The sequence below is a fragment of the Neobacillus massiliamazoniensis genome, assembly GCF_001048695.1.
GTDB lineage: Bacteria > Bacillota > Bacilli > Bacillales > Cytobacillaceae > Neobacillus > Neobacillus massiliamazoniensis.
Map to the genome: position 1 here is coordinate 24,288 of NZ_CVRB01000006.1, position 16,933 is coordinate 41,220.

Annotated in this window: 20 protein-coding genes and 2 pseudogenes; 1 reads left to right on the plus strand and 21 read right to left on the minus strand. The window is 35.1% G+C overall.

Features of this window, described 5'->3' with window-relative positions:
- Nucleotides 1–150: 150 nt before the first annotated feature.
- The 4 genes from BN1082_RS23940 to BN1082_RS23955 form a co-directional block, all read right to left on the minus strand.
- Nucleotides 151–678, minus strand: coding sequence for a GNAT family N-acetyltransferase (locus BN1082_RS23940; protein WP_245640546.1), 528 nt, complete (start codon nt 676–678; stop codon nt 151–153).
- 140 nt (nt 679–818) lie between these two features.
- Complete coding sequence (locus BN1082_RS23945) at nt 819–1,382, minus strand: class I SAM-dependent methyltransferase (protein WP_090639258.1); 564 nt, start codon at nt 1,380–1,382, stop codon at nt 819–821.
- Between the two features lie 242 nt (nt 1,383–1,624).
- A complete protein-coding gene (gene ltrA, locus BN1082_RS23950; RefSeq protein ID WP_090639260.1) occupies nt 1,625–2,953 on the minus strand; it encodes a group II intron reverse transcriptase/maturase in 1,329 nt (442 codons plus the stop codon).
- Between the two features lie 644 nt (nt 2,954–3,597).
- Nucleotides 3,598–3,747 (minus strand): alpha/beta hydrolase fold domain-containing protein, encoded by a 150-nt coding sequence (locus tag BN1082_RS23955; protein WP_281177059.1) that lies wholly within the window; start codon nt 3,745–3,747, stop codon nt 3,598–3,600.
- Between the two features lie 143 nt (nt 3,748–3,890).
- Between BN1082_RS23955 and BN1082_RS23960 the strand changes: the two genes are divergently transcribed.
- Nucleotides 3,891–4,205, plus strand: coding sequence for a hypothetical protein (locus tag BN1082_RS23960; RefSeq protein WP_090639263.1), 315 nt, complete (start codon nt 3,891–3,893; stop codon nt 4,203–4,205).
- 460 nt (nt 4,206–4,665) lie between these two features.
- Here the strand turns inward: BN1082_RS23960 and BN1082_RS23970 are convergent, their stop codons facing one another.
- From BN1082_RS23970 to BN1082_RS24050, 17 genes and pseudogenes are all read right to left on the minus strand, one after another.
- Nucleotides 4,666–5,379: an SDR family NAD(P)-dependent oxidoreductase gene (locus tag BN1082_RS23970; protein WP_090639266.1), complete on the minus strand. Its 714-nt coding sequence runs from the start codon at nt 5,377–5,379 to the stop codon at nt 4,666–4,668.
- Between the two features lie 821 nt (nt 5,380–6,200).
- On the minus strand, nt 6,201–6,749 hold the full coding sequence (locus BN1082_RS23975; protein ID WP_090639269.1) for a hypothetical protein: 549 nt from the start codon (nt 6,747–6,749) through the stop codon (nt 6,201–6,203).
- Nucleotides 6,750–6,945: 196 nt separating this feature from the next.
- Nucleotides 6,946–7,485 carry a chloramphenicol phosphotransferase CPT family protein gene (locus BN1082_RS23980; RefSeq protein ID WP_090639271.1) on the minus strand — a complete coding sequence of 180 codons (540 nt, stop codon included), beginning with the start codon at nt 7,483–7,485 and terminating at the stop codon, nt 6,946–6,948.
- Nucleotides 7,486–7,823: 338 nt separating this feature from the next.
- Nucleotides 7,824–7,949: pseudogene (locus tag BN1082_RS23985) on the minus strand (helix-turn-helix domain-containing protein); the annotation flags it as partial.
- Nucleotides 7,950–7,982: 33 nt separating this feature from the next.
- On the minus strand, nt 7,983–8,171 hold the full coding sequence (locus tag BN1082_RS23990) for a hypothetical protein (protein WP_090639274.1): 189 nt from the start codon (nt 8,169–8,171) through the stop codon (nt 7,983–7,985).
- Between the two features lie 185 nt (nt 8,172–8,356).
- Nucleotides 8,357–8,980 carry an FMN-binding negative transcriptional regulator gene (locus BN1082_RS23995; protein WP_090639277.1) on the minus strand — a complete coding sequence of 208 codons (624 nt, stop codon included), beginning with the start codon at nt 8,978–8,980 and terminating at the stop codon, nt 8,357–8,359.
- A 23-nt stretch (nt 8,981–9,003) separates the two neighbouring features.
- Complete coding sequence (gene paiA / locus BN1082_RS24000) at nt 9,004–9,522, minus strand: spermidine/spermine N(1)-acetyltransferase (RefSeq protein WP_090639280.1); 519 nt, start codon at nt 9,520–9,522, stop codon at nt 9,004–9,006.
- A 25-nt stretch (nt 9,523–9,547) separates the two neighbouring features.
- Nucleotides 9,548–10,000, minus strand: coding sequence for a MarR family winged helix-turn-helix transcriptional regulator (locus BN1082_RS24005; protein ID WP_090639281.1), 453 nt, complete (start codon nt 9,998–10,000; stop codon nt 9,548–9,550).
- Nucleotides 10,001–10,374: 374 nt separating this feature from the next.
- On the minus strand, nt 10,375–10,872 hold the full coding sequence (locus BN1082_RS24010; RefSeq protein WP_090639283.1) for a kinase: 498 nt from the start codon (nt 10,870–10,872) through the stop codon (nt 10,375–10,377).
- Between the two features lie 212 nt (nt 10,873–11,084).
- Nucleotides 11,085–11,543, minus strand: a complete 459-nt coding sequence (locus tag BN1082_RS24015) for a hypothetical protein (RefSeq protein ID WP_176699933.1) — start codon at nt 11,541–11,543, stop codon at nt 11,085–11,087.
- Nucleotides 11,544–11,831: 288 nt separating this feature from the next.
- Nucleotides 11,832–12,287, minus strand: coding sequence for a GNAT family N-acetyltransferase (locus tag BN1082_RS24020; protein WP_090639285.1), 456 nt, complete (start codon nt 12,285–12,287; stop codon nt 11,832–11,834).
- A gap of 337 nt (nt 12,288–12,624) precedes the next feature.
- Complete coding sequence (locus BN1082_RS24025) at nt 12,625–12,990, minus strand: DUF4180 domain-containing protein (protein WP_090639288.1); 366 nt, start codon at nt 12,988–12,990, stop codon at nt 12,625–12,627.
- 244 nt (nt 12,991–13,234) lie between these two features.
- A complete protein-coding gene (locus tag BN1082_RS24030) occupies nt 13,235–14,059 on the minus strand; it encodes a CbrC family protein (protein ID WP_090639290.1) in 825 nt (274 codons plus the stop codon).
- A 128-nt stretch (nt 14,060–14,187) separates the two neighbouring features.
- Nucleotides 14,188–14,652, minus strand: coding sequence for a hypothetical protein (locus BN1082_RS24035; protein ID WP_090639292.1), 465 nt, complete (start codon nt 14,650–14,652; stop codon nt 14,188–14,190).
- A gap of 135 nt (nt 14,653–14,787) precedes the next feature.
- Complete coding sequence (locus BN1082_RS24040) at nt 14,788–14,997, minus strand: hypothetical protein (RefSeq protein ID WP_090639295.1); 210 nt, start codon at nt 14,995–14,997, stop codon at nt 14,788–14,790.
- Between the two features lie 261 nt (nt 14,998–15,258).
- A pseudogene (locus BN1082_RS24045) lies at nt 15,259–15,441 on the minus strand (VOC family protein); the annotation flags it as partial.
- A 38-nt stretch (nt 15,442–15,479) separates the two neighbouring features.
- On the minus strand, nt 15,480–16,907 hold the full coding sequence (locus BN1082_RS24050; RefSeq protein ID WP_090639814.1) for a YfcC family protein: 1,428 nt from the start codon (nt 16,905–16,907) through the stop codon (nt 15,480–15,482).
- Between the last annotated feature and the right edge of the window lie 26 nt (nt 16,908–16,933).

Consider the following 16,933-nt stretch of genomic DNA (forward strand, 5'->3'; position numbering starts at 1 on the left):
GGATATTTTGCTATTCTTGCAAAACCCTATTCAACAATCTGGACCTTAACCTAAAGAAACCAATTCCTTCTTCAACCTGATCCATTAGTCCAACAAAAAAATGGGTTCCACCCCAGCTTCCCCATTCTTAACACTTTCATTTTTTCAGTATTAATTTCTAACAGAGTAACTGTTTTTTTTACCTAATAATTCGTCCTTTAGGATGGACATAATATGTAAAGACTCATAAACATCCCCATTTTTTATACATTCTCTTAATGTACCTTCCATTACAAATCCTTGATTCCTATATAAAGTAATTGCTCGTTGGTTATTTACCTTAACATCTAACCACAATCGGTTTGCATTATGTCTATAAAAAGCCCAATCCTTTATAAGCCTAAATGCCTCCTTTCCAAATCCCTTACCTTTTTCATCCATAGTAATCCTTAAAAACTCAATACTGTTATGCGGATTTAGAATACCAGATAAAATAATGAAGCCCACTTTTCGATTATCAATTTTGCTTTCAATAATTAAATGTAGAAAATCTTTGTCATCTAAGGCTGCTTTATGTTTTTCAACTGACCAGGGGATTATAAACTGAGCATTCTCTTTTTCGGATTCTAAGGTACATACAAAATCTAAATCTTTTAATTGTGTAAATCTAAACGTTATTAAATTTGATTCCTCGAACAAACTTATACCCCCAAAATTATTTAATTGCCGCTTTTGCTATTATTCTACATAAGTGCTTAAATTCATTTCTAGAACTAACTTGACCGTTGTGGAACAAGAAAAGTGAGATTCCGCCACACCCCTGTTAAAGAACTTTTAAGTTACTCTGGCTTCACTGCATCAATAATAAGTGAAGGAAAAACAAGTTTGTCACCTTGGTTTCGTGGGTCATACTTCTTGGAACGAAAAATAACACCATCAGCTCCATCCCATAGATTTTGGTGAAAATCCCCTTGCTCATCACAAAACTCTAGTAATTTTACTTCATATCCAACGTTTTCAAACATTCCCGTCAACGTTTCATAATTATGAACTATTTTATGACTGGCTGCTGCGTGGTCTTTTGGACCTGGTCCTCCAATTTGAACGATATTCTGGTAAGATTCATCTGGAAAATAGCCATCAGGTACAGCACATCGAATATACCCAGAAGGCTTTAAGTATTTAAAACATATTTTTGCTGCCTCCATACCTTCTTCGTATGAAAGATGTTCCCACACATGTTCAGCTAAAATAGCAGTTATTGAACTTTCATCGAACCTATTTTGCCAAGTTTTTTCGTCTAATAAATTTAATTCTTCTTCCTGTGTATGTATCCAACCAGGATTATTAACATATTCTCCTGCTCCGATAACTACCATTATATGATCTATAATTTTATTCATTTAGTGTCACTCCTCTTTATTGCTTAATTAAGTTTTCGAATATCAATTCTATTTAATGCTGTAAATATCCTTTTTCCACTATCCTTCATTCGTTCAATAAGAAAAATAGACCGCCACAGAGATCTTTAACTAAAACTAGTCGAGTAGAAGGGAGCCTTTTTACCTTGCGGTAAATTGAACTCCACCCCCCTCACAGAACCGTGCTTGCACTATTAATGCACACGGCTCCTCCTAATTATCATTTACAGAATGTAGCTAATTTCTTTTCTTAAATCATATATATTCACTTTTATTCTTGGTGAAGGTAGTGGATATTTATTAAGAAAGAGTCTGAATTTATCCCATGTAAAGGATTTCCTTTGACTTCTTCGGTTAAGCCATTTAAACAGTAACCTTTCTATTTTGTCTTTGAAGTTGTTTACATTTTGGGTATTATCAGTGACGCAATAATAGTTGTAATAACCTATCAGTGATCGTTTAAATCGATCCATAATAATATGAATATCTTTATTTCGATTACTCTTCAGCCATTCTTTCGTTTCTTTTAGTTTGCCTTGGACTTTCTTCCTGCTTGATTTCCTTTTCACACGGAAGTTTCCTTGTTTGCTCTTCCCACAATAGTGCGTAAAACCAAGGAAACCAAAGGTTGCTGGTTTATTTCTCCCCTGTAGATTTGTATTTCTCTCCGCAAACCTCCCGAAGGGAATGATTTTGGTCTTATCCTCAGCTATTTCTAGGTTAAATTTCTTTAATCTTAACTTTAATGAATGGAAGAATTGCTCAGCTTCACTTTTATATTGAAAACAACAAACAAAATCATCCGCATACCTCACTATGTATGCCTGTCCTTTGCACTGTTTCCTAACCCTTTTCTCAAACCATAGGTCGAGTACGTAATGGAGATATACATTGGCTAATATCGGAGATATTACTCCACCTTGCGGTGTGCCATTGTCTGTCTTGTATTTCTTACCTTCCTCCATATACCCACCTTTTAGGAATCTACTAATTATTCTTAGTAGGTTTGGGTCAGCGATTCGAAGTTTTAAGAACTCCAACATCCATATGTGGTCAACGTTGTCGAAGAATCCTTTAATATCTACATCTACTACATAATTTACTGACCTCTTTTCAATATAGTGGTTCAGTATTTTCAAAGCATCGTGGCAGTTACGATTTGGGCGGAATCCAAAGGAACAGTCTAGAAAGTCATTTTCATAAATGGTATTTAGTATCTTTGTAATGCCTTTTTGAACAATTTTATCTTCATGTTCCGGTATTCCCAATGGTCTTTTCTTGTTGGAATTGAGCTTTGGAATATACATTCTCCTTACTGGAACAGGACGATAGCTTTTGCTTTTAAGCCTACTTACTAAATCCTCTATGTTTTCTTCTAAACTTTCACCGTATTGCTCTTTAGTTGTACCGTTAATCCCAGTTGCCTTCTTATTGGGTAGTTCAAGATGACATTGAACTAATGCTTCCTTATTTAATAGATGTGCAAGAGATGTAAATTTCATTTTAGGTTCAGATTTTGCTAATTCTGCTATCCTTAGTAGTTTTGTTTCCATTTATAATTCCTACCTCTGTGTGTAGTAAATGTGTCCCTAGTAAGGGTGATAACTGGTAGCTAGCCTTTCCTCCATCGGCATTACCCAACTTCATTGGTACTACGCTGCTATCCGACTCCCTACACGGCATTTGGTTTCCTTGCTTATTATCGCTTGTAGACCATACTCTTCTAAAAAAAAAGAAAAGACCGGTAGGGTCTCCCGAGTTGCCGTATCATATCAATGTATAACGTGCCAAGGTCTCTGACTCCAGAGAGGTTTTACCCTTCTTGCCTCTAACGAAAGATAAAATGTAGCTTTCTGCTGTGCGTAACGCATCAGCCCTCTCGGTTTACTAACATTATGGAGCTCAATCCCTTTAACCATTTGGCTTTCGGCCCGCCACCTAACTGTCTACGCTTAAAGACTAAAGTTACCTTTAGCCCTCCAAGACTCGCTACGAGCGAATGGCTAGTTCTTACTCGACGGGAATCCCACCCGCTATATGATACGACCTAAGCTCGGCCGCACACGCCCCTGCTAGTTTAATAAGAAAACTTTACCTATAAAGTTATTAGAATTTGTTGTAATACACTTTTAATACCATAAAAGCGTATTTAAAAAGGCTTTGATGATACAATGTTAGTGACATCAAGAATTGCATCTTAAGCTGCTAAACTAATACCTGATAATTGAAAAAAGCCATGAGTTACTCCTAGATATCGTTTACAATGAGCTTCAACATTTGCTTTTAATAATTGCCTATACAATAGCTCCCCTTCATCTACAAGTGGATCGAATTCCGCAGTAAGTATATGGGTTTCAGTACCAAAGAGATAGCCTTCTTCAACAAAACCGCCACTTTAGTTACTAAAATGTAAACAGATTGTTATCCGAATAGCATTGAAGGGGCAGACCTCAAAGTATACTATTAATACTCGTAAAGGAGTGATGGATGATGATAACCGGAACAGTAGATAATTTAAAATTCAAGAAAAAATTATCGGTGATTGAACAAATCACACTGAAAGATATTCTGTATACTTGGGTAGGTAGATCAACCAAAGGATTGAATGATTTTCTTCATCTTGAATACACAGAAGATGTCTTTGCCAAAATGGAAAAAACGATGAATGACGACGATTTGTTGATTTCTGATGATGATTATTTCAGATACATAACATTGACAGAAGATAATCAAATTGTGATAGGTGTTTTAGATATGAATTCCCAATTAAAACATAGAATCATTTTACTAGATGAGATTAAATAATTCTTCCTTTTCTGTAAGCTCATACAAAAAGAGTCAGCGTGGTGCACTGTCTCTTTTTCTTTGTTTACTATATGTCTTATGCTACGTTATTTCACCTACCCCATTACTTGAATAAAAAAAGCGATCTTCGTTATTGAAGTATCGCAACCGTTAGCTGAAGAAGCAAGTATTACAAATTTGTTCTTATATTATTTTTATTAATGTCCACTTTGTTTGCTGTAAAATTTAATAATTGATTTTAAGACCAATATTTATTGATAAAGGTAATTGAATTTTTTTAACTACCTCTTCTAAGACATCGTATTCGTCTTCTCTTTTGTTATAAAAAACAACTGAACTAATAAATCATTCATCATCTTCAATATCAAGACTGCAAATCATTAGACAATATAACCATAGGTACAAGTAAAAGGTTCAGGCCTCCGTGACCCTTATCTTTATCATGGAGACCATTCGAAGATCATTTATCCATATATTGTTCATCTGGCTCATTTAAAGCTGCAGCCAAGATTTTCTCTGCAACATATTCAGGAGTATCAGATTCAGATGGATTGGAAGAACCTTGTGGCCGCTGCCGGCGAACGCCCAGAGCGTTTTTGCCAAAATCCGTTGCGGTTGCGCGAGGATAGACAGAAATCACCCGGATTTGCTCTGAGGCCAATTCGCCTCGTGCTGTATCGGAAAGCATGTTCAAAGCGGATTTGGTAGCCGCGTAGGCTCCGATTCCAGGAATATTCATCTTGGTGACCACCGAACTTATATTGATGATCAGTCCTCCTCCTTGCTCTCGCATGATAGGGATCACAGCTTGCATGGCTGTTAATGGTCCTATTACATTGAGGTCAAAGATCTTACGAAAGTCATCAGGATTGAGGTCGGCAATCGTGCCTCTTGCAGCTTGTCCTGCGTTATTGATGACCACATCCAGGCGACCAAAGTGCCGCGCCGTCTCCTCAATGACCCGTTGAACCTGCTTCGGATCGCTCAAGTCAGCAGGCAGAGCTACAGCGTCACTTCCCCGGCTCTTCAATTCCTCGGCGAGATGATTGAGTACATCAGCAGATCGAGCTACCAATGCTAATTTGGCACCTGCGGCGGCAAAGCGGCGTGCTGTGGCTAAGCCGATACCAGCGGATGCTCCAGTAATAAGAACAACTTTGTCACGAATTTCCATAATAAATGTTCCTTTCTTTGAATGAAATGATTGGCTTACCACGGGATTGGGCCGCTCACACACGAGAAAGTGCCCGTCGGACCGTTATTTTGTCGAAGAGCGCGAGGCGCACAGGATGACGTGCGGTCTGTTGGACGGTGAGAGTTCCCCGAAGTTGTTGAGATCCGTCGCGGTGAAGCCCCTGTATAACGGATAAATTCTATATGATAACAAATAAATCCTTCTTCAAGTAGCTGGTTTAGTTTAAGAACATTTCTTCACAATCTCAAACCTACTTTTTACCACAATCCTTTATTTCAATTAGATTAGATCTTAATTGGGACGTAATATTTTTACCGTTACAGAAAATTCTGTAACGGAACTTTTTTAAGTGCGATTTGGGATACAAAAAGACCGCCTTTTTATAAGAAATTCCTTTGGAACAACAAAAAAGGACATCCAAATCGTTTAAGTTATGTAAACAAAATATCAAAAAAGCCGATTTCCAAATGGAATCGACTTCAAAAAAGATTCTTCAACTAAAGCCACCCGATAGTTTAAGTTCAATATTTTACAATCTTTAAATAAAAGCACTTTACTATTCATTTATACGAACCGTTCCTTATTTTGCCATTTTCTGTTATTATTCCCTAATTACTTTACAAGTATTTTCGATTCCCTTTTTGCACTAAAATGTCCGTTCGTAATATAAAGTTAGTGAGATTTTCTGGTTAACATTTTTATTAGGTCTAATTATTACTGTAATCGGAGCAGAACAGAGAGCTTTTATAAGTCCTTGACATAAAAAAACTGCTCATATGAAGTAATTTTTCCTTTTAAATCTATTCTGAGGTTTCTGTTTGGTCGCTATCCTCACCTGAGTTGTCTGCCGTGCCACCTCCTCCTACAGAATGTTGCTGTTTGGTATTGGAACTTTCAATCGCAGCGTTAGTTCCCGCAGCACTGTCATCTCCACCACCACTTGCAACCTGAGTAGCACCTGCCTGTTTCCTACTTGTTTTATTTACTTGATTATTTATGACAAGCACAAACTCTACGTCCTGTTCTTTGTGCTCTTTATTCTTTTGATGTGGCTCTATCTGTTCACCACTCATACCTGTGTTGTTAGCTTCCCCCTCTGCTCCTACACTTTGTTGCTGCTCGGTATTTGATGCATCAATTGCAGCATTATTCCCGGCTGCGCTGTTTCGTCCGGCACCACTGGCAATTTGTGTGGTATTGGGTGCAATTGTAAACTGATTGTTAATAACGATTACAACTTTTGGTTTATCAGTAAGATCAGTAAGAGGACCAACATTAATATCTTGTTCGCCCTCTTTTACGAATCTGAAAGTGATGGTCTGATTATGATCTTTCTCATTATTACCCATTTCCTTACCCTCCTTCCATTATAGCTAATGCTATTAAATGACAAGATAATAATAATCGCTTGGACAAAAGTATATTTTCTTATAAATATTTGAATATATCAGCCTTATTGTCCGTGCTTTTGTGAAGGAGGAATTATTATTTTATGAAACTACATTCTATAACATGAAAAATTTATAAGATTGTTTAAAAATACTTCTAACCCTCTTGATTAATTCTTTGTGCAACAATTCGGGCACATTCCTCTGGAGATGCATCTGATGTATCAACTTCGATATCATAGTTCATGCCTACGTGAACCACATTTGCTTGTGAGACTGCCATTCCTGCCACACGGTCCCCTCTTTTGTTTTCTCGAGCGGTCGCCACGGCGGGATCACAAAAGACACCAACCCATAGTACCTGCAACCCTTCCAAAGAAACTTGCCATCGATTATAAGCGTCTATTCCGCTAATGAAGACATCGTCGATAATTACCTTGGCTCCTCTACGAACCATTTCAGCAATACCGTGCATCCATGCAGATTCTATAGTACGGAATTCAGCTCCTGGACTAACGGAGCCATCGGAATCAAATTTTATTCCGCTGTCTGCACTAAACATTGCGTCTGGCATGGCGTCGATTAAATCGTCGATACTAAACCTTAACCATGACGTTGGCAATGAATTTTGGAGGCACTTTGCGATAGTGGTTTTTCCGGAACTCGACCCACCATTCAGGATAATTACGTCTAACATACTTTTAACCTCTTTTCGGATCTTAACATAGTCTTAATAGGTTACTTATGGAGCTAATCTGCCTCGTTACTTCAAAGAGATCTAAAACTCTTGCCCCCTTTAAGATATAACAAAAAATAATTTCATATTCCATTCATCCTTCTAAGTGCTCTATTCTAAATTATCAACTTTACATTAACAGTTTTTGTAATTTACAAGAGGGGAAATCGTCGATTTTTGTTTTTCTTTTTTTATGTTCTTCTTTAACTCCTGTTATTGGAATAAGAAAAAAGCCGCCGAAGCAGCTGTTGATCTTAAACTATAACACCTGTTAGTTCAAGTGTAATCCATCACAATCATTAGTTTTTATACTCTATAATTTCACCATGTTGACAATCCAATGCTTTACATATTGCCTCTAAAGTTGAAAATCTTATAGCTTTTGCTTTTCCATTTTTCAATATAAAAAGATTAGCCATTGTAATTCACAAAAGTGCAGCAATAGGCTCTTTAATCTGCTAAAAGATTTCTTTTAGGAAAGTAAAATTCTTAAGAAGTTCACTTTCATTTATCGATATCCTATTCGTTAAATCTTTCGTTCTCAATACAAACTCTTTAACCCCTATAAATTCTGATTCACTTACCAAGTAAAACTGTGTTCCTTTTTTATATCCATTAAACTGCCTTTTTAGTCTATATAACTTCATTCAATAACCTCTAGTGTTGAATTAATATGATGATTTGTGTGTGACAGTTGTTATCTTAGAGGGGATATTACCTATCATTAATCATTTCCCTAAATAATATCATAAAATTATAGTCCTTATTAAACAATATGGCAGCTCCGTTCCGTTCTTTAATTCTTGCATCTGAGGGTTGAACAAAAGTGGGCTTATATGTGATTTTTTAATCGCTTTTCCATCAGTTCTGCCATTTGTTTAGAATGTGGATTTCCTTCATTTTGTAATTTATCAATGATGTTAATATAATCCATTTCATTTCGGTTCTGACTTAATTTATATGCAGCCTGAATTTCTCCCACCTTAATCTTAAATCCAACTATACCTTTCAGTTCACTTTCTAAGAGATGAGGAGAAAGTTTATCCCATAAAACAGGATTTTCACGATTTTCTTCATATTTTTCCAGCATTATTGTTAATTCTTCTATTAATTCATCTTTATCTAAAATGCTTGCTTTACCATACATATGAATAGCCTGATAATTCCACGTCGGAACATTTTCGTGCGAATACCAGGAAGAGGAAACATAAGCGTTCGGTCCCTGAAACATAACAAGCACATCTTCGCAGGTTTCAAATGTTCTCCACTGAGGATTTCCATAAGCCATATGCCCTGTAATATAGCAATCATCACCTTTTTTATTTAACCCCAAAGGCAAATGAGTGGCAATTGGTTTCCCTTGTTCTGTTGTGACAATTGTGCCAAAAGAGTTTTTTTGAACAAAATCCAAAATTTCATCAACGTTTGTGACCTTAAAATATTTTGGAATATACATAATGATCCACCTTTCAAAAAAAGTTATATTATTGTGTTCGTCATTATAAAGTCTATTTGTTCTTCATCACACAAATAAAAAGAGTGGGATCCAGTGTGAACAAAACCCATTTTCTTATAAAAAGCAATAGCATTTTCATTTTTTTCCCATACGCCTAGCCAGATTTTCTTTTTATTACGTTCAATCGCAATTTCCATAGCTTTATTTAGAAGATATTTACCAAGCCCATGTTTTTGAAATTTGTTCTTTATATAAATCCTCTCGATTTCAAGTGATTCATCCCCCATTTCTTCAGACTGAGCATCATTGGTATTGACCTTTAAATATCCAGCGACTTCATTATTAAAATAAACAAAAAAGAATTGCGAAGAAATATTGGATATTTCTTTTTCTAATTGTTTTAAGTTAAATGCCCTTTCCAAATAGGCATTCATATTTACGAGTGAATTCTGATGCTTAAATGTATCATTAAATGTTTCATAACTAATTTCTTGAAGTAATCGTAAATCCTCAAGGGTACACTTTTTTAAATTTATAGTCATTTTAATAGGTTGCTCCTTTATATAATCAATAATTTCTCTTGTTTCCCTTTTTGACAAATTCCCAGTCTATTTCTATATTTTTTCTAACTCTTTGAAGAAGATTGAAAATGGTTTCTATTTCCTCTTTGGAAAATCCTGCTAATGCAACCTTATTGGAATAATCATTTTCTCTTCTTATGAAAGGATAAACATTTTTCCCTTTCTCTGTTGGAAATAGTTTTTTAATTTTTTGGTTATGTTGATCATCTCTTTTTTCAATAAATCCATTAATTTCAAGTTTTTTTATAGCACGAGCTGCTGTTGTTCGATCTACTTTTATCATCTCAGCTAACTTTTCTTGAATGATTCCTGGGTTTTCACATATTCGCACAAGGTACAAATACTGCCCTTTTGAAAGGTCATATTCTTTAAATTCTATATTACTTATAGAATCTAATGCCCTAGCTATCATTCCAATTTCACGTAGAATTTCCTTCATAATTAACTCCTTAGTACATGTTTTTGTTGCAAATGCAATAAAAACGGCATATATCAAATCTAACCTATCTTTGTTGCATTTGCAACAAAATCAATGGACCAATTGGTATTGAGACTTTCTTTACCGTGTGTGCGGGAGGTCCGATTCTAAATTACTTTATATCATTGGTTACAAAAGGATTGAGCACACTTACTGAGACTAATACAGCGACTACTAGTGATAAAGACAAAACTCATTCTGTTTAGAATGGGTTTTAATTTTGTTTTTCAACTAAACCTTTAGCTAAATAACGAAAAGGGATCGCCGTAGCAATCCCACCTTAACATAAACCCCCGTTGAAGAAGAAAATTAGTTTTTCAAACCAATCGGAATAATTACTCTTGCAGTTGATTTAAAATCAGTTTCAATACATCGTTTTGTGACATATCATTAGTCAATATCACTTCTCCATCCACGCCAAGATAATCGTTTTGATTCCACCAGGCCCGCAAAGAATCTTCTCCGAATTCCATCTTTTTCGAACTAGAGTTGTGACGTATAACTGTTTCCTCAAAGGATAAATCAAAATAATAAGTATATGTCTTTTGGTTAAAGAACTGGATTAAGTTATTCAGCATTTCACCATAACGATTTTTATACAAGATTCCTTCCACAATAACAAATTCACATTTATCTTTACCGTATTCTGCGGTTTGGCGAATCAAATCAATTGAAAGGTTCCCATCTCTATCGTGAACCTTCAGCATTTCACGGCGAACGGTATCCTGAGAAACCAAGAGTGTTCCATGCCCCAAATGATTTTGAAGACTATTCGCAGTCGTTGTTTTTCCACTCCCAGCGTTTCCTCGTATGATAATAAGCTTAGATTCCATATTCTCCCCCTTCGCATCCTAATTGCCTTCTATTTATATTATCTTCCATTGGTTATAACAACATTTTCTTAATTTTAATGCATTCGATATAGAAATTAATTATTCCTTCTTCCACTCCCTGAACCTTTAATACAACAAAAAAAGGATCGCCGCAGCAACCCATCCTGAACCCAAGCACCCGTTCGTTGAATAAGAAAACAGATAATATTAATTTATTTTAGTAACATTTTTAAAGCCTCTTCAATATCTGTTTCTATTTCATTATTTGATAAGTCATATAATGTTCCTGAACCTTTAAAATACCCACCAAAGTAATACCACAACTCAATTGTATCTGCATAAAAATCATCATCAATTTTCTGTCCGTCATAATCTATTGCTATTTGAGACCGATACTCCTTTTCTAGACAACGTTCCGATGTCAAGTCTTCTTCTTGATCTCCATCAATGTCCCTGCACACCCAAATTCTAAGGTTCTGTTTTCCCTTACTTTCAAATACATTTTGATATTTTCTTTGAAGAACTTTACTCCATTCATCGCCTAACCTTTCAAGTTCAACTATGTTTCTTTTTAACTCTTCATTTATCTCGCTTTCTGGAATAAATACGTATTTTTTATCAATTTCTTTTTGCATATCTTTCTTAAAGAACTTTCTGAATTTATCAAGCAAGATTTCCTCTCCCCAACAACTGAAAACGTATATTTAAGTTTCAACTTTCTTCTTTAACAAACCTGACTTTCGTTTAAGGCAAGAGTTTTATAGAAAATATATTTAACGAGAACAAATAAAAGCAATACCATAAAATGAGCATTGCTTTCTTTAATTCTCCGCACCCTTTAGTTGAAGAACAATTCATATGATGGCATTCTTTATGTCCACTTTTCAAGCAAATCGGGTCCTAATAACTATCTAATGTTAGTACACTTTGAATAACCTATTCAAATAAACATAATAAAATTACTTTATTTCATAGTTTAACCAAACTTGTTTTTTTGCTCCCATCTTGTCATATAACTTTTGAGCAACTTCATTATCATGAGCAGTTTCCCAAATCATATGAGAATAATCATTTTCTCTAACGTAAGAAAGACAAGTATTAAATAATCTTTCACCAATCTTTTGACCTCGTATATTGGGTGTTACAAACAAATCATATAAAATAGCCATTCGTTTTACCTCTAGTGTATTAAACGTGAAGTATAATGTAGCAAATCCAACTAATTGGTTTGTTTCCTTCTCAGCAACAAACTGGATTCCTTCATAAGGATTTTCAAGTAAATGATTAATTAGTTTTTTGAGAGAGTCTTCACTTGGATGTGGGCACTTGTAGAAATCAACGATGTATTGGTTCATTAGTTCAAATAGTTGTGGGATATCATCTTTTGTAACAGTCCTAATATTTACTGTTTCCATGTTTATTTCTCCTCCCAATTTTATTCAATAATAGGTAAAGCAACTTTCATGCCAAAAAAATAACAAACCACAGAAATATGTATTAATTCGTATTATTTTATTTAATTACTTCGTTATTGAATAACAACATTTGTTTTCAAAAAATCATAATTAACCAATTGGAGGCAAAAAAACACCTCCTAAAAGGTGTTGCTGCTACGTGATATTGTCCGGAAGCGACAGAAAAAAGCCAACAATTAATTTGTTGACCTCAATATTAAACAAAAGGACTCGTTACTTTAAGTACACCCTTTCACAATCTTTGATATATAAAAAGAATTATGTTCATTAGTAATGATTACACTAAACTTAATTTTTCAATTGCCTGCTTTTCATCTGAAAAGAAAAATATATCTTTCCCTTTATTACTCTCATAGATAAAGTCTTTCAAACTCTTACTTGAATATACAGAAAAGTCCCCTACAATGGCTATTTTCACATGATAATTGATAAACTTTTGTAATATTTCCCCTGCAAGTTTCGTACTTAAGTGAAAAAAGTCCTCACATATTGCCGATTTATTCAAAATTATACGGTCACAGCCAGTTTCATACTGTACTGTCGCCATAAAATCCAATGCTGACTGAACATCTTTTATTAGTAGCTCGCTACTGCTTATAACAGCAATTTCAATATTATTCTGCTTAACGGTATTTATTTTCATAATAGTCCTCCATTTCGGTAAATAAGTTTGTTGCACAATAATTAATCCTCTGATTTTTGTTTTATTTTCTGGAACATTAATACGTCTAATTATATTTTACAGTAGATGAACATTCCTATTGAGACTTCCTGTTGAACAAACCTACTTCGTTAGTTTAATAACTTCAACAGAAAAAGCGTTAATCCTTCTTCGATTAGCGCACCCGTTCGTTTAATTTAAGTTCATTTTTTCACAAACTTCCATATTAAGGTAAATCTGTTGTTAATCTGTGCTTTCCACAATGAATACATTTAAATAAATGTCCAACTAAGTAAGAATCCAAGGCTTTTTTTAAATCACCATGTTCAAGATTATATTTTGATGCTTCTAATGTTAAATCACTGTGGAGCGCTGACTCTAGATAGCTAACTCCTTCCCAATCTACCTCTCCTATATATGCACAAAAATCATTACAGTGTTCTAACCAGGATATTTCTTGCCACGATAGAATTGATGGAGTTCTCAAATGAAGTTCCTCAACTATATTATCATCATTGAAGGAGATTGGATATTGATAATTAAAGAACACACTATGTTCCTTCCCTGCCTTCCCAGACGCAATGCAATGAACACATATAATTTCTAAGTCACTTTCTCCATAACAGCCCTCATTAAAGAAGGAACTCTCTTGGTTACATACCTCACATATATCCTTAAAGTAAGATATCCTTCCACTTTCATAAACATTAGGATGATATTTAAAATAAGGAAGCTGGTGGACAACCTTAAACTCATCTATTATGTTTTCAAGGTCAAGGAGGTTAATTGTTATTATTTTCTCTTCAGTTTTCTGACATATAGTAAAATTCGTCATATCATCATCCAATAGTTTAATTATCTTTCTTAAATTGATAATCTTGTCATATTCAGTATCAAATACAGTATAGACTTCTGTTTTTTTACCAACAGCCCTCCTGAACGATTGAAAATCTTGAGTAGGTATGAATTTACTTACCTCAGAAAAGAATTTCCCTTTCTGATTATTATTTAGTTCTGTAAGAACAATTTCTAATATTAAGGTATAGGACATATATTAATCTTCCTTCATGTTAATTTATTAAATTACTATCATTTGGAAAATATTTCACAAATAAATTAAGACTACCTTTTAAATTAAATCTACCCGTTACTTTTAAGAATAGTTCTTCATAATATAGTTTAAGAATGGTTCGGGTATCGTTCCAATGATAAGACTAAATCTTTAAGCTTATCTATTTCTTCACTACTCCATTTATTCCTTTCCACAGACCTAAGAACCTTTTTTGAGGTTGAAAGTAAACTTGCTTTTAATTCACTAATACTACAAATCGATGAATATTCAACGCTCCCTCTTTCACTATTACCAAAGAAAGACAACTCCATTTTATCGGAATCTGTTTTCTTTCCGAAAACAACTGGAGTTCCATCCATAAAGTCAAACTTATAAACTCTTCCTGCTTCAGAAATAATAAGTCCTTTGAGTGATTCTATCCACCAAGATAAAACAATGATCACTAAATCAGACCACCCTTCAGCAGGAAAAAAACGATGGTAATCATTCACAAAACATATATTTCCTACAATATTGTCATTTGTTTTTTCTAACGTTTCCAAATCCACCTCAATAGAAACCGCCTGTGTCATATATATCAATCCTTTGAAAATAACAAATTAAACTAAATAATTCGATTTAATTTTTTGTTTTCCTTCTTCAGCTAAACTGTTCCGTTAATCCAATAAAAAAATATGGATTGCTGCCACAATCCTGATAATACATTTTTACGCCTCATTTAGTGTTTCTATCGCAGAATTTAAAGGAGTTAAAACCTTTTTCGCTTCGTTAATGTTTAACCATATTTCTGCATCTCCTGCCTGTCGCTTCGAAACACAAATGCCTATCTCTGAATTATCAAAGGTGCTTATAATAACTGTTTCTTCTTCTTTTCCTTCATTTACAATTAATGTTTTGATTGTTTTCCGACCGTCCATTTAATCACCTCTAGAAAAAGTATAAAGAATCCATAAAAATACCCTATTTAGGACAAAAATTCCTTATTAAATATCCTGTACTTTAGCTCAAGAAGAAAAAAAGCGATTGCCTTTATTCCACAATCGCACACGTTTGTTTATGTACAATATTTTACAAAGTCAAAACTAATTAAGCTCTAATATGAAAATAGGTATTACCCTTTGTAAAGTAATACCCCATTAGCTAATGTAGTTTTTTTATTTATTAATTCCCCAAACCATTCACAAAGGAAGATTTAATTGCCACGATACCCAGATTCGGTCATTTAGCCAAACAAACTTTTTACTAAAACCATAATCGTTTATTGGCATCAGGGCTTGTCCACCATCAATAAGTTTTTGATATAGGTTGTTAATTTCCTGTTCAGTATCACAAGTAACATAGATTGAGAATGATGGCGTAAAAACCCTCGTTTTAGCTCCAGGGTGTTGGAGCATTTATATCAATGTGGTCCCCAGTGTGTTAATACTCCGATTACAATGATGATTAATCCTATCACAAACCACATCGCAATTAAAGGCAGAACAAACCGTACCCATTTGATATAAGGAATGCCGCTGGCTGCCAGAACACCCATTAATACGCCGGATGTTGGGTTGAAGGAGTTGACGATACCTTCACCGACCATAACGGCCTGGATGGCAACCTGTCTTGTAATATGCATTAAATCGGCAAGCGGTGTCAAAATTGGTACGACAACAACTGCTTCCCCGGTTCCGGACGAAATAAAGAAATGCAAGAAAGCACTTAAAACATACATCCCAATGGCACCGAATACTGGACTTAAGCCATGTAACATATTAGCAAGTGAATTGACGATGGTATCTAGCAGGTTTCCTTCTGTTAAGACAACTGAAACCGACCGTGCCATTCCGACGATTAACGCACCGTAAACAAGGTTTTGACAGCCGCCGATAAAGGTTTTGGCAATGTCATTAATTTTCAAGCCGCCGATCATACCGGCAATAATGGCAATTAAAATAAAGACGGCAGACATTTCATTATCAGCCCAGCCAAGTTTAAAGGCACCGTATACATATACGATCAATAATAAAGCAGTAACAGCTAGGATTAGTTTTTGTCGCCACTTGAACGTAATTTGTTCCGGAAGACTGGAAGCCTTTTCAATACTTTTGTTAGGGAACCAATCATCGCCTAACAAACTTTTATTTGTTTTCTGCAGTTTTTTAGAGTACCAGTACAAATAGCCAATTGTAACGGATATGAAGAGTAAATAGTTTATAAGCCGGAGTCCCATACCGGAGAACATCGGAAGCTCGGCCATCTTTTGCGCAACACCTAATGGACTTGGTGATAAGATTTGAGCATTAAATCCTGCATAAGTACCCAAATAAATAATGGCTGCCCCAACCATCGCGTCCCATTTAAGTGCCCTAGCAACGATCAAGCCAAGAGGAATAAAACCGATAACAGAGTTAACAATAATACCTGTTGTTCCTAAAATGGAAAATAAGAATCCAACAGCGGCAATAAATAATAGCTGCTTTGTTTTAAACTTGTCGACAACAGTGTGGATTAGACTGTTGACAGCGCCTGTTTTCTCAAGAACGGCAATCGTACCGCCAGTAAATAAAACTAGAAAAATAATCGAAGATGAAGCAATCATACCTTGTGGAATCGCTGAAAAAAATTCGACAAAGCTGACAGGTGTTTGTGCAATTGTGTGATAGCTACCCGGTATAACGGTCGTTATATCTCCTTTTGCAACTCTCTTAAATACCCCTGCCGGGATTAAATAAGAGGCAATAGCCGCGATCAATGCGACGAAAAACATGAGAACATAGGCATCTGGCTGTTGAAAAGATCGCTTCGTTTTACCTGCTACAGCTTGTTGTGGACGTGGATTCATACTCACCTTGTTTTCCCCCTGTTTAC